This is a genomic window from Paraburkholderia sp. EG286B, from assembly GCF_040965655.1.
Taxonomy (GTDB): Bacteria; Pseudomonadota; Gammaproteobacteria; order Burkholderiales; family Burkholderiaceae; genus Paraburkholderia.
In genome coordinates this window covers 1-13,059 of the sequence record NZ_JBFRCF010000019.1, presented here as the reverse complement: position 1 = coordinate 13,059, position 13,059 = coordinate 1, and the positions used below count along the sequence as shown (strand labels likewise).

General features: G+C 61.4%; 13 protein-coding genes. All 13 read left to right on the top strand.

Annotation, left to right across the window (positions count from 1 at the left end):
• Window positions 1–28 precede the first annotated feature (28 nt).
• The 13 genes from AB4Y42_RS32070 to AB4Y42_RS32010 all read left to right on the top strand — a co-directional run bounded on the left by AB4Y42_RS32070 (window position 29) and on the right by AB4Y42_RS32010 (window position 12,375).
• Window positions 29–577 carry an HAD domain-containing protein gene (locus tag AB4Y42_RS32070; RefSeq protein WP_368696428.1) on the top strand — a complete coding sequence of 183 codons (549 nt, stop codon included), beginning with the start codon at window positions 29–31 and terminating at the stop codon, window positions 575–577.
• A gap of 178 nt (window positions 578–755) precedes the next feature.
• Complete coding sequence (locus AB4Y42_RS32065; RefSeq protein ID WP_368696427.1) at window positions 756–1,031, top strand: MbcA/ParS/Xre antitoxin family protein; 276 nt, start codon at window positions 756–758, stop codon at window positions 1,029–1,031.
• Between the two features lie 7 nt (window positions 1,032–1,038).
• Window positions 1,039–1,557 (top strand): hypothetical protein, encoded by a 519-nt coding sequence (locus AB4Y42_RS32060; RefSeq protein WP_368696426.1) that lies wholly within the window; start codon window positions 1,039–1,041, stop codon window positions 1,555–1,557.
• A 100-nt stretch (window positions 1,558–1,657) separates the two neighbouring features.
• Window positions 1,658–2,908 carry a helix-turn-helix domain-containing protein gene (locus tag AB4Y42_RS32055; RefSeq protein WP_368696425.1) on the top strand — a complete coding sequence of 417 codons (1,251 nt, stop codon included), beginning with the start codon at window positions 1,658–1,660 and terminating at the stop codon, window positions 2,906–2,908.
• A gap of 31 nt (window positions 2,909–2,939) precedes the next feature.
• Window positions 2,940–3,503, top strand: a complete 564-nt coding sequence (locus AB4Y42_RS32050) for an HAD domain-containing protein (RefSeq protein WP_368690152.1) — start codon at window positions 2,940–2,942, stop codon at window positions 3,501–3,503.
• Window positions 3,504–4,053: 550 nt separating this feature from the next.
• Window positions 4,054–4,410, top strand: a complete 357-nt coding sequence (locus AB4Y42_RS32045) for a hypothetical protein (RefSeq protein ID WP_368690153.1) — start codon at window positions 4,054–4,056, stop codon at window positions 4,408–4,410.
• Window positions 4,411–4,860: 450 nt separating this feature from the next.
• The gene (locus AB4Y42_RS32040) at window positions 4,861–5,139 is read left to right on the top strand and encodes a metal-sensing transcriptional repressor (protein WP_368696488.1); all 279 of its coding nucleotides are present in this window, start codon (window positions 4,861–4,863) and stop codon (window positions 5,137–5,139) included.
• An 8-nt stretch (window positions 5,140–5,147) separates the two neighbouring features.
• Entirely contained in the window at window positions 5,148–6,236 is a 1,089-nt protein-coding gene (locus AB4Y42_RS32035) for a hypothetical protein (RefSeq protein ID WP_368696424.1), read from the top strand.
• A 237-nt stretch (window positions 6,237–6,473) separates the two neighbouring features.
• A complete protein-coding gene (locus AB4Y42_RS32030; RefSeq protein ID WP_368696423.1) occupies window positions 6,474–7,469 on the top strand; it encodes a COG4280 domain-containing protein in 996 nt (331 codons plus the stop codon).
• Window positions 7,470–7,589: 120 nt separating this feature from the next.
• Window positions 7,590–7,910, top strand: a complete 321-nt coding sequence (locus AB4Y42_RS32025) for a potassium-transporting ATPase subunit C (protein WP_368696422.1) — start codon at window positions 7,590–7,592, stop codon at window positions 7,908–7,910.
• A gap of 204 nt (window positions 7,911–8,114) precedes the next feature.
• On the top strand, window positions 8,115–8,753 hold the full coding sequence (locus tag AB4Y42_RS32020; RefSeq protein WP_368696487.1) for a GNAT family N-acetyltransferase: 639 nt from the start codon (window positions 8,115–8,117) through the stop codon (window positions 8,751–8,753).
• A 337-nt stretch (window positions 8,754–9,090) separates the two neighbouring features.
• Window positions 9,091–10,902, top strand: a complete 1,812-nt coding sequence (gene kdpA, locus AB4Y42_RS32015) for a potassium-transporting ATPase subunit KdpA (protein ID WP_368696421.1) — start codon at window positions 9,091–9,093, stop codon at window positions 10,900–10,902.
• 1,332 nt (window positions 10,903–12,234) lie between these two features.
• A complete protein-coding gene (locus AB4Y42_RS32010; protein ID WP_368696420.1) occupies window positions 12,235–12,375 on the top strand; it encodes a hypothetical protein in 141 nt (46 codons plus the stop codon).
• Window positions 12,376–13,059 lie beyond the last annotated feature (684 nt).

Here is a 13,059-nt window from a genome sequence, read left to right as displayed (position 1 = left end):
GGAGGCACATCCGGACATGGGGCGGGGCATGGCGCTTGAAGAGCCGGACATGCGGCCGCGTGTGCGGGGCGGCGTCGTGCTGTATCTCGATTTCGACGGCGTCCTGCATCCGGAGGACGTGTGGCGCCGGCCGGGCTATGGCCCCTACGTCGCCACGCCGTCAGGGCATGTTGTGTTCGAACACGCCGGGCTGCTGGCGCGCTGCCTCGACCCGTACCCTGAGCTGCGCATTGTGCTGTCCACGAGCTGGGTTTGCGTGTTCCGCAGCGTGCGCAAGGTGGCCCGCCGACTGCCGCCGGCACTACGCCGACGCGTGGTTGGCGCGACCTTCCACGGCCGGATGGATCCGGTGTGGTTCCGGTCCGTGCCGCGCGGCGTGCAGGTCTGGGGCGACGTATGCCGGCGGCGGCCCGAGGGGTGGATTGCGCTGGACGACGAGGATGCGGGTTGGCCGGCGGTGTGCCGGGCTCACCTGGTGCACACCGATCCCGTGCTGGGCATCAGTGCGCCGGCGGTCCTTGCGGAACTGCAGGCGCGGCTTGCCGCGCTGTGCGGGCAGGAAACAGGCTGGCCGTGATAACCCGCCTTATCACGGGAGAACGATGGGCGCGGGACAGGGCGGCGGGTCGTGGCTGACGCATCGGCAGATGTACGCCGTTTGACGTTACAAACAGGTGGCGGGCGGCGTGCGATAGCACGCCCCGCGTTCAACTGGCGAAGCGTGCGACTCGCCTGACCGACCGGAGAGGTTTGAGATGACCCAGATCGAAACGCTGGCGACGCGTGTGTCCGGACTGTATGTGGCCCTGGAGGAGTCAGGGCGCCGGGCGGTTGAAGCGCTGCGTCAGACCGATCCAGCCCTCGTCGATCTACTTGTCGGGGTGTTCGAATCGGAAGCGGGCGCGTCCGCCTGGCTTGCCAGCCGGACGACCGGATTCGGCGGACGCTGCGCGCTTGAACTGCTGGCGCAGGGAGAGCGCGCATGGGTCATGCGCGTCCTCAATCATCTGCGATATGGCCTCTGCGCGTGAGCGGAACATGACAGATACAGGCTTCCACGGCGCGTTGCTCTGGCCACTGCCAGCCGAACTGCGGAGTGGTCCGGGCAACCGCTATTTCATCGACACGGAATTCACCGACTTCCGGCAGTGTCGGCTGATCAGCCTTGCCATTGTTGGCGAGAACGGCAACGAGTTTTACGGCGAACGTACCGCCTTCGATCCGGCGTGGTACAGCGAATTTGTCCGCGCAGTGGTGCTGCCGCAGCTTGGCCAGTTCGAGGGACGCGCGATGCCGTTTGAACGGCTGCGCGAGGCGCTGCGTGCGTGGATGGTGAGCGTGCCGGGCGACGCCGCGCCGGTGCTCTGTTACGACTACGAGACCGATCTGAACCTGTTCCGGTTGTTGCTGGGCGGCCCGCTGCCGCGAGGCTGGCGAATTGAGAATATCGCGGGCCGTCGCGACCGGGAGCGGCGTGCCGCGTACTTCGCCCGCCATGGTGGCGAGCACCATGCGCTGCATGACGCGCGGGCCAACGCGTACGACTTTGACGGCTGAACACGGCTGACGTGATGCGGGCGCACGAGGGCCACGGTTTTTGCAATCGGACGCATGCGTCTTTCCATGAATATTGCAGGTACGCAGGCGGGAGGCCGGGATGACCAGGGACCGTGAGTGGTTTCCACGATCCGATGTACAGATTGCGCGGCGCCTGCGTGACCGGCGGGAAGCGGTAGGGCTCACGCAGCGCGAACTTGCACGCAATGTAGGCGTGGCCGAATCGACGTACGTGCACTGGGAAAGGGGAAGGCTGCCTGGCTCTGTTGCGGAAGGTATGGTGCGAGCGCTGGAAGCTGCCCTGCAGGTACCACAAGGATGGCTGCTCGGTCAGGAAGTGCTGCCGTTGCCGGAGCCGGTATTTGACGCGGCAAAAGTGCAGACCTGCGGGAGCGGCTGTGATGGCGTGCCGACGCGGATTTCCCGCGCCCGATGTCACGAACTCGGCCCGCATGCAAGGCGCCTGCGCGAGGAACTCGGCCTTTCGGTCGCTGAAGTGACGCAAGCCAGCGGTGTGTCCCGCCCGACACTCCTGCAGTGGGAAGGGGGAACGTTCCCGAAGACGCTCACCGCAGATCGGCTTCGCGCCTGGGCGCGTGCACTCCTGCTTGCACCGGAGCAACTGCTGGCGCTTCCGGCGCCGCATCCAGGCGTGCACGATGGCAGGTGGTGCGTGGTCATCGAGGCAGAAACGCTCGAAGACGCAATCCATCGCGTCGCGCAATGTCTGGCCACCCGTGGCCGGAACCTGCTCAGGCCGGGGCAACCGCTGGACAAAACAGCGAGCCGGAAAGCGGACCTACTCGCCCACCGTTATGGAATTGGCGCGCACCGCGGGCCACTGGTCGCCGTCGCCGTCCCGTACGGAATGGCTGCCACGGAGGTGCGCAAGACCGTTGCACGCATGATCACACGATCGGCACAGTTCGCGTTCGAGATTCCGGTGCTGGATGCCATTGCGGAGGGGGAGGCTTTTCGTCAGCGACCGATGCCGCCGATGAACAATTGCGTGGCCTGCTGGGGCCGTCGCTGTCCATGGAGCGTGCCGCGGCCTTCGCTGGCGAGATATTGTCCAGCCGGATCGCCGGTGCCGATCCCAGCATGGGCGCGGCCCGCGCACAGCACCCCGGTGAAACTGGTGAACACTTCGCTGAGCGGCCGGCTGTGCGAAATATGCGGCACACCCGGGCAGACGGTGAGCAGGGCTGGGTGCAAACCCGATGCCCGGACCACTCGAACGACAACTGACCAATGGCGTTGCACAGAGACCCAACCGTTGCCGGTCAGGAGGACACCCCGGCTTCGCCATCTTTTGCCCCGCAAAGCCGTACACGCCCCAGCGACTATTTGAGAACCGAATCCATGATGCCCGGGATCGACGCTTGAGCAACGAATCAAAGCCGCAAATGCCCGTTCTGGACGCGCCAGTGCCAACACTCTTCGTAGACTACGATGGAGCGCTGCATCGCGGCCACGCATTGCTTGACCAAAACGGCGAGATATCCCTCGATACAGGAAACCCGCTGTTCGAATTTGTGCCGCTGCTGGTCAGCCTGCTCGAACCCTGGCCCGACGTCGAAATCGTCCTTACAACATCCTGGCTCAGCAAACTGTCCGTTGAACAGGTGGTTTCATACCTGCCGGCGCAACTGGCGAAGCGGGTCGTCGGCACAACGCAGGGCTACAGGGCGCGTTTCGGCGACTGGAAGATTGGCATCGCGCGGACCTACATCATTCGCACGTACGTGTTCAAACATCGCCTGAAGAACTGGATGGCGATTGATGATTCCGTTTACGGCGCACGCGATCTGAGTACCGACTTTCTCGCGCTGGAGTCACATCTCGTCCTGCTCGACTCCCGACGCGGCATCGGCGACGCGCAGGCACAACAACGGATCCGGGACTGGCTAGCCAAAGTACACGGTGCTGACACGGGGGCGGCCTGATGACGGCGTCCCGTACTGATAGTGAGGCCATCAGCCGCGTCCTCGAAGGTCGGATGCTGGCTGGGCACCTGCAGCTGGCGAGGGATTCGGATTGAAAGCACAACGCGGCATTGATCGGACCGGCAAGAATACAATCGCTCCGTCGGCGGAGGCCGTCGCGGCGATCGTCAATGGAACTTCTTTGCCGTCGAGCTTGCCGGTCAGCCCCTGTACCCCGCCTACCTGTTCGACGAAACCGGCAACCCGATTCCCGAAGTTGCACAGATTCTGGGCGTTTTTGCAGGCTACAGCCCGTTCCGGATTGCAGCGTGGTTTGAGTCGACCATGCGGCATGCTGCATGGCAGGCGTCCTCGCGAGGCCCTGACCTTGGACTCCCAGGCAGTCGTCGCGGCATCGAAGGATCACGTTGTCGGCCCGGCGCATCGATAGCGCCGGGCATGATGAGACGGTCACCAAAAAGGAGAGGCGGATGCTTCGAATCACCATTGAGTTGTTACCCGGGGACGGGAAAGTGAAAAGCGCGTCATCGCGACGGCGGATATCGCGCGGGTGAGCGACGGGCCGCTCGCGGATTACCGGGTGACCCTGGAAGATGCAGTGCTCGGCGAGGTGGGCGAGTGCGCCGTCGTGCGCAGTTATCCCAGATGGGCGGGCAGCGTGTGGGACCTCGTGGCCCGCGGCATTTCCGCCGCGCTGAATGAGGATACCGAAGCATTGCCAGCTCGGCCGACGAAACCGCAGGTGACGGTTCACACGAACGACGCAGGCTTTCGCTACGTGCGTCTGGATGAAATTCCCGAGCCGACCCGAACCTTCTTCGACCGGAAGCTCGCCGGTTCGGGCATTCCCGATCACGGCTGCGCTTATGCGCATGACTGGTTCGACTTTCTTGGCGGCCATCGCTGAGGCCAGGGGACACGGCGCACGATACTTACTGCCCGTGGAAGTGCGGGGCGGGCTGATGGGGCGGCCTCCACGAAATTTTCAGGCAGACCTGGGCATGAATGAGCCGGGCAGTGAGGATTGCCGGTGGCAGCCTCAGGTCATTCGTCAGCCATCCACACTCGCTCGACCATGAATGGCCGTCACTGCGGTCGAATGAGTACTATCGACCCAAAGCGGAAGCTCAGCGTGTAGTAGCGTATGTCCGCTATCGGGCGCGACTGGGACGCTTGCGGCACACCGGGTGACTTCTGGGCCGATGAAGTTTTTTCTGGTTGCGGGCGCTTTGCTGATACTCGATCACCAAGAGCCCGAAATCGCAAGTCTCGTCTTAAACCCAGGTCGCAAAAAGTGGTTCCGGAAGAAACTTCGTGACCGTTTACTTATCCCCTCCAGGAGGATAGGATAATGGTCATGGACAAGACCACTACCCATGCTTCTCACCCCGACATCGTTTTGCGCCTCAAGCGCGCCGAAGGGCACCTGCGCAGCACGATTGCCATGATTGAAGCTGGCCGCAACTGCGTGGAACTTGCCCAGCAGCTCCACGCCATCGAGAAGGCCATCACCAACGCCAAAAAGGCGCTCATCCACGACCACGTGGACCATTGCCTCGAGGCGCAGGCAGGGGCCGACCCCGAGTCGGCGAAGGCCGCGCTCGCGGAATTCAAGGAAATCAGCAAATATCTGTAGAGCCAGCGATGAGTTTTCTTTCTTTCGAACAACTGAATACGGGTTCGGCAACTCTGCTTGTCTGCGCGGTCCTTGTCGTGGGTGTTTTGCACACCATCGTTCCCGACCACTGGGTGCCCATCACACTCATTGCCCGGCAGCGCGGGTGGAGCAGGGGCGAGACCGCGCGAGCGGCGCTTCAGGCCGGAACGGGCCACGTCTTTACGACGCTGATCCTTGCCGCGATTGTCTGGCTTGCCGGGGTCGCCGTGGCCGCGAAGTTCGGCCATTGGGTCGACACCATTTCCAGCGTGGCGCTCATCGGCTTTGGTCTGTGGATCGGTATTTCGTCATGGCTCGAACTGCGCAGAGGTGATGGCCATGGACATAGCCATGGTCCGCACGGCCACACGCATGATTTTTCCCATCTGGCCGGTGAGAACCATTCCGCCAATGGGATTCATGGCCCTGAACTGCAGCGGATGTTCGGTGAGCACGGCGTGCTCGACCTGTCCATTTACGAGCTCGGTCAGCCGCCGCGCTTTCGCTTCACCTCGACGCGGCCTGCGTCGGTGGTGAGCGTCGCCGTTGAAACACTACGTGACGGCGGGACCCGCCAATCGTTCGCTTTCGCGCAGCGCGACGAGTATTGGGAGTCGCTGGACGACATTCCCGAGCCGCATGGATTCGACGTCGATGTCGCGGTCACGTACGGCGATCACGCGCACACGTACCAGACGACGTTCGCGGAGCACGAACATCATCACGGGGACCATGAGCATCACGACAAACACGACCACCATGATCACGGCCATGCCGTCGAAGCATGGCGCAAAACGTCGTCACGCACTGCGCTCCTTCTGATTCTGGGCTCTTCGCCCATGATCGAGGGCATTCCCGCGTTCTTTGCCGCAGGGAAGTATGGTTTGAGCCTCATCCTCATCATGGCGCTCGTCTTTGCAGCGAGCACCATCCTGACTTACGTACTGCTTTGCGTATGCTCGACCGCCTCTCTTCAGCGCGTCAAACTGGGCGCACTGGAGCGTTATGGCGAGGTGCTGAGCGGAGTATTTATCGCGCTCGTCGGACTGGCATTCTGGTTGTTCCCTGTCCTGTAAGGCTGGCAGCTGTGTCTACGTCACGTTGCTAACGGACGCTCGGAGATTGCTATCTTGCCGTCCGTCGGCGGGCTGCCGCCTTAAGCGGTCGTGCCGAACCGGACCTGGTTGCGACACCCGCATACGAGACGCGCTGGGCTGCTTCGCGCCGGTCTACGGCCATATATGGTGCTCCCCGCACCGCGACAGGATGTTCAGTTCCTGCCAGGTCCTGTTAGCCAGCCTCGGGAAGGCTTCATGATGACATTGGCATACGCCGGTTCGTCCGTCATTGCTTCATTCCTCGCGTCCCTGGTCGAGTTCGTTGAAGCGTTGACTGTGATTCTCGCTGTCGGGTCGATACGAGGCTGGCGCTCAACACTGACGGGTGCAACAGCCGGCGTGTTTGTGCTGGTAGTGCTGGTCATAGCACTCGGCCAGTCGTTGCTGCAGGCGCCGCTCGTTGCGGTGCGGCTTTTGGTCGGCACCCTTGCGCTGTTGTTCGGTACGCGATGGTTGCGCAAGGCGATACTGCGTGCAACGGGCGTCGTGCCGCTTCACGACGAGATCACGGTGTTCAAGATGGAAACGACGGCGCTGGGGCAGGCCGGCGTGCGCCATACCAGATGGGATGCCGTCGCCCTTGCGACATCGTTCAAGATCGTGATGCTCGAAGGCATGGAAGTGGTGTTCATTGTGATCGCGCTGGGTGCCAGCAGTCGGCAGATGGGCCCCGCATTAGCCGGGGCAGCCGCCGCCTTCGCGCTCGTTTGCGGTCTCGGCGTCGTGTTGCGCCGACCATTGGCGAATGTGCCGGAGAACACCTTGAAATATGCGGTCGGTCTCCTGCTCTGTGCGTTTGGCACGTTCTGGTCAGGCGAAGGCCTCGCGCTCGAATGGCCGTTAGGGGACCTGTCCGTTCTCATGCTTGCTGGCGGTTATCTGCTCGTGTCACAGGTGCTGATCATTGTGTGCCGCAGATACCGGGCCCACGTGGCGATTCCCTTGGGAGCCGCACGGGGCGATGCCGCAACACAGCCAGCTCGCCATTGGGTTTTGCGTATCTTGCGTCAAGCACTTCTCGAACTCTTCATCGACGATGGCTTTCTGGCTGCCGGCGTGCTGGCGTGGATCGCGACAACAGCGGTGCTCACACGGGTGGCAATCGTCGATCATGCATACACCCCTGGCCTCCTGTTTTTCGGAGTGGCGTTCATCCTCGTGCTCAGTGCGGGGCGTGCCGCGATGCGATAGCGGCGCGGGCGGCAAGGCAGTGAAAAATCCAGCATTCGATGCAAATGCAAGGTCATAGGTGCGAGCGCGGGAACTAGCGGTCGCCCTGCCCATGGCCCATTCAACGGGAACAGCGGACGCTTGCCTGCCGAACCCGACAGATCGCGTCCGGCCGCACGCCGACTCAAGCGTCCGGCAGGGTCCGGCTCACACCACGATAAGGCGTGTGCGGCCGAACGAGACCCGGAAATCACGCTCGCGAACGCGATGTTCCAGCTCGATCGCGTGGCGGCGGCATGGGCGAAGGATACGAAACGCGGTCCGGCGATGGTGCGCGCCGAGATCGCCGCGATGCTGTACGACGCGGCGCATGCGCCGCTCGCCGGTCTCGTGGGTGAGCCGATGGTGAACGTGTTGCAGATGAATCTGGATCTGCGCCGCAAGTTTGGCTCGCCAGCATGATCGTCCGCTTCGATGAAGAGTCTTGCGCAGGGAGCCATCGGAAGAGAGGCGATGTCCGCTTGCCGAAGGGGGCGTTGGGTCAGGCGCAGGCGAATTGGCCGCTTCCGGGAGTAGAGCAAACGCCTCTCTTTACGACATTTTTTCTTGTGAGGCACAAACGTCAACTCTAGACTTTTGATGAGTGGTGAGTCCTGGAGAGTTCTCATGTCGAGACGACGTTCAACAACCGCGAGACACGCATCCCTCGCACGCAGCAAGCGGAGCATCGGCAGCGTGGTACTGAGGCGCTTTGATCCCTCGCGCGATTCGTACGAGCAGTTCACGACGATGCTGCATCGTGCGTTTGCGCGACTCGGCATGTTGGGGTTGAACTGCACCTGCGTGGACCAGGATGTGAGTGTCACGATGCGGCGAGCACAAGCTGGCGACTGCTTTGTGGTAGTTAGCGAAGGGGAGATCATCGGCACGATGACGCTCTACGCGCGCGACAGCGAATCAGCCTGCGAGCACTACCATCGCGGTGACGTCGCCACGGTCCGTCAGCTGGCGATCGAGCCTTCATGGCAGAATCGCGGCATCGGAAAATCCCTGCTGGCATTCGCCGAACACTGGGCCGCGACGCGCGGCTATGCAGAGCTGGCACTCGACACGCCGTATCCAGCAGCGCATCTGGTCTCGTTCTATCGCGGGCAGGGGTTCCGCATTGTCGATGCAATACGATTCGCCGGGAAGGTCTACGAAAGCGCGATACTGAGCAAGGCGCCTGTCGTTGCACGGACACTGGCCGCATGGACGCATCAGATCGCACTGCCGAATGCGCGTTTCGTTCGCTTTGCTGCGTGAAACAAAACGACAACCGCGAGCCGCCGTGGGCCCGCTTGCCGATCACCCTGTTTCGTAAGTTGCACAGCGGTTCGGCCCATGGGCTCGCCGTGCTGCCCAATCATCTTATTGCCGGCACCTGACCCACAGGCTCTGGCTCCTCATTTCTCGCATCGAACTGATCCCGGATCTCGCGTGGACGTGCTGACGTAGCGCGCAGCACAACTCGCCCTCCTGAATCCGTATTGACAAGATCTTTATACGGTTCGCCGCAGTCTTTCCGTCGAATTGACATTTCGCGAGCTGAAATAGAGATGGAACGCCCGCTTGGCGGACTACGGCGGCTGCGGGAGGCAAGATGATTGCGAGTGCCGGCTTTCAGATCAGTCTATTTCTGGTCGTACTGATCGCACTCGTGAAGCCGCTCGGGCTTTACATGGCGCGAGCAGCCGAAGGCAGGGCTCCATGGCTGTCGGTGATCGGACGGCCTGTCGAGCGGCTGATCTATCGCGTCGCCGGTGTCGATCCAGACTCGGAGATGACCTGGAAGACCTACGCAGTTGCGCTGCTTCTGGTGAACGCCGTCGGCCTGCTCTTCCTGTATGCGCTGCAAAGAGTGCAGCAATGGCTGCCGCTCAATCCCCAGGCGCTCCCTGCCGTGAGTCCGGATTCGGCCTTCAATACGGCCGTGAGTTTCGTCACGAACACGAGCTGGCAGGGTTACGCCGGCGAAACGACCCTGAGCTATTTGAGCCAGATGCTCGGCATTACCGTGCAAAGCTTTCTCTCAGCAGCAAGCGGCATGGCGGTGATGTTCGCCCTCATGCGGGGACTCGCGAGGCACGGCGCGCAGACGGTCGGCAACCTCTGGGTGGATCTGACGCGCTCGACTCTCTACGTCCTGCTGCCACTCTCCGTGCTGTTCGCAATCGCGTTCATGGCGCAAGGCGTGATCCAGAACTTCGACGCGTACCGCGAGGTGCACACTTTGCAGGCGATCACATGGCAGCAGCCAAAACTGGATGCGCAGGGTCAACCGGTGCACGACGCCACAGGAAACGTGGTGCAGCAAAGCATGACTTCGCAGCAGCAGTTGCTACCCATGGGTCCGGTCGCCTCACAGGAGTCGATCAAGCTGTTGAGCGGCGATGGTGGCGGTTTCTTCAACGCAAATTCTGCGCACCCCTATGAAAACCCAACGCCGTTGGCCAACTTCTTGCAGATGCTGGCCATTCTGCTGATCCCAGCCGCGCTTTGCTACACGTTCGGCGTGGTCGTTGGCGACCGTCGGCAAGGCTGGGCGCTGCTCGCGGCCATGGCTGTCATGTTTGTCGTGGCAGCCGCGATCACGGCGCAAGCCGAGCAGCATGCCGTCACTCACATCGCAGCGCCACAAACCGGCATGGCGAACATGTCGGTCAATCTGTCGGGCGGCAACATGGAAGGCAAGGAAACGCGCTTCGGCGTAGTGACGTCTGCCCTCTATGCGACGGTGACGACGAGCGGCGGCGATGGCGCCGTCAACGCGATGCATGATTCGTTCACGCCAGTCGGCGGACTCGTACCGATGGTGCTGATGCAGACGGGCGAAGTCGTGTTCGGTGGCCCAGGCTCTGGACTTTTCAGCATGGTCATCTATGCAATGCTGGCTGTGTTCGTTGCCGGGCTGATGATTGGCCGGGCGCCTGAATACCTTGGCAAGAAGATTGACGCGTTCGAGATGAAGATGGTCGCAGTGGTGATCCTGTCGACGCCCATTCTGGTGCTGGTCGGTACTGCGGTTTCCGTGCTGGTGCCGGCTGGGATCGCAGGGATTGCGAACCCCGGCCCGCATGGGTTCAGCGAAATTCTCTACGCGTTCTCATCTGCGGCGAACAATAACGGCAGCGCGTTCGCCGGCCTGTCGGCCAATACGCCGTACTACAACTGGATCCTCGCGATTGCGATGTGGTTTGGCCGCTTTGCTGTGATCGTACCTGTGCTGGCGATTGCCGGATCGCTGGCGGGCAAACTTCGGCGAGAAGCGGGTCCGGGCACGCTGGCGACGCACAGCGCGCTCTTTGTCGGGCTGCTTATCGGGTCCGTGGTCATGATTGCCTCACTCACGTATCTACCGGCACTTGCGCTGGGACCCATCGTCGAGCAGTTAAGCGCAGCAGTTGGCCACTAGACGGCAACCGGCCGGTGTTCGCGCCCATGATCTGGAAGACATTGCGGCTCGCTCTACGAGTTCGGTGTTTCGTTCAGAACAGTTCGCATCGCCGGATTCAATGAAATCCGCGCATGTATCGCTGAACCCGAGAACGCCGTGCCGGCAACCACGATGTCTAGCTGGGTCGATCTGGTGAATCTGGCGGAACTGCGTCAGCAGCAACAGGACGTTTATGGATGGCCAAATCCCTTTAACGTAATTTTAGATTGTGTCCGGTAAGCTACGAGGCAGGAGGCTCGCAATAACTGGACGACCGTATGTATACTCCATTTCGCTTTTCACGTTGGACCAATCTTCACAATTCGGGCGATTCTGGAACAAGATTTGATCGCCGGCGCGCGCGTCTGCGTGGCATGCGCGTGATCGGTATCGCCGGGGCGCTCGTTGCCTGTATCGCAGTCGCGTCGGGCTGGGCAGTTGTCGGCCTCGCTGCCTACATCGCGTCCCTCGCGCCGCTGATTATCCTTTCCTGGTGAGGACCGCGGGCCGCTGCGGATGCTTTTTCTGCAAACGGATCGCCGAATGGGAGGACGGCCCACTGTCTCGTCTATGGGAAATACTGTCTGAGTAACACGTTACGCAGTCGATAGCAGGCAAGTGAATGACTCTTCTCAGGCGAGTGGGAGTTGTTCCCTAGGTAGTACATAATACATGCCGAACTTTGCTTCGTGGCCGACTTGCTGCCTGATGAGGTCGCCAGAAGCCGACCCTTGTCTGTCACTCATCGACTGTTAGCAACTGGCCGGTGTGGATACAGATTCGGATGGACATCTGGCGGGATAAACGGCAATAGACGAATGAGTATGATCAAGACGGCAAGCAGCGTGCAGTCGCACGATTCTGCCGAGAACGCGGCGTCAACATTCAGGTATTAATTCAGCCGCTATCGCATTTTTCCACGCGATGCCCTCATTTTTTCACTACGTTTGCGCGACATGGCTTACCCTGACACAGGGTTGAAACCGGAGGGACATCTGGACGCTGCTGATGGGTTCGTCAGTATGGCGACGCGGCGCAGCTTCAACTCGTGGCGACGTTCGTTCGCGCTCGTGCGAGTCGTTCGCCGCCGAGCGCGTGAACAAGTACGCACGGTCAGTCGTGCACATCAACACCGATAAGGAGTCGAAATGTCGGACCCTGACAGTTATCCCATATGCCGCTCACCTCTGCCTTTGTTTTTAAGTGAGGAAAGCAAGTAGACCTCTGCCGCCGCGCCAATGATCCGCCCGGTCTTCCGTGTCTACTGGCTTTCCACAATAACGCGTCAAGCCAGACGCACGGAGCACTATCATGAACTTCGGCCTCCTCCTGTCGAACCTGCCGCATGTCGACGAAGCACGTGCCCAGTACGACGCGATACTTTCGCTGCAAACGCGGGAACAGCACCGCTTTTCCGCGTTCTGGCGCCGCCTGAAAGCCCTCATGTCCTGAGCAACTTTGGGGCTTCCCACCATACGCGAACTACGCCGTCGGTCAACGACATACATCCCTGAAGCTCACCGCTTTCGGGCAATGGATCAATGCGCTCGCGACGCGCAAAACGCTTAGTCGGATAGTGCGACGACGCCCGCGGCTTCGCCGCACGTAGTCCGCCCAATTGTATGGCTCTTGTGGAGTGAACTGCGGTCATTCGCACTGGACTCGCGCACGAATGTTGATGGCCGAACTCGGAAGGTCGTCGCCCAACGCTGCTCGTCCATCCTACTGCCGCTCCGAACTTCCGCAGTCGACCCTGAAGAGACCTACAGCATCTCGAAAAATCAGTCCGCTTTCAATCTGATTTCCGCCCCCGACGAGTCGTTCATCGCACTAGAACTCGGAAACCAGGGGGCGTGCGTCGGCCCGCAGATAGCGAGGGGAGGTACACTGAATTCCCGGTTTTGGCCAAGACTGCGCGCTCAGGAGAACAAGTATGCCCACGAACGCCCCGGCGGACAGGCTTGTGAAGTCCATTTGGCGCCGCGCAAGTTTGCGCCCCCGTCTGACGGTCGTGCTGTGTTTCGCCGTAGTTTTCGCTATCACGCTAATTCTCGCCGTAGACCAATACTTCCTTGTCCGCGCACGCGAACTCGATCAGCGCTTGCATCGGCTCGAACTGCAGGCCATGACGCTGGA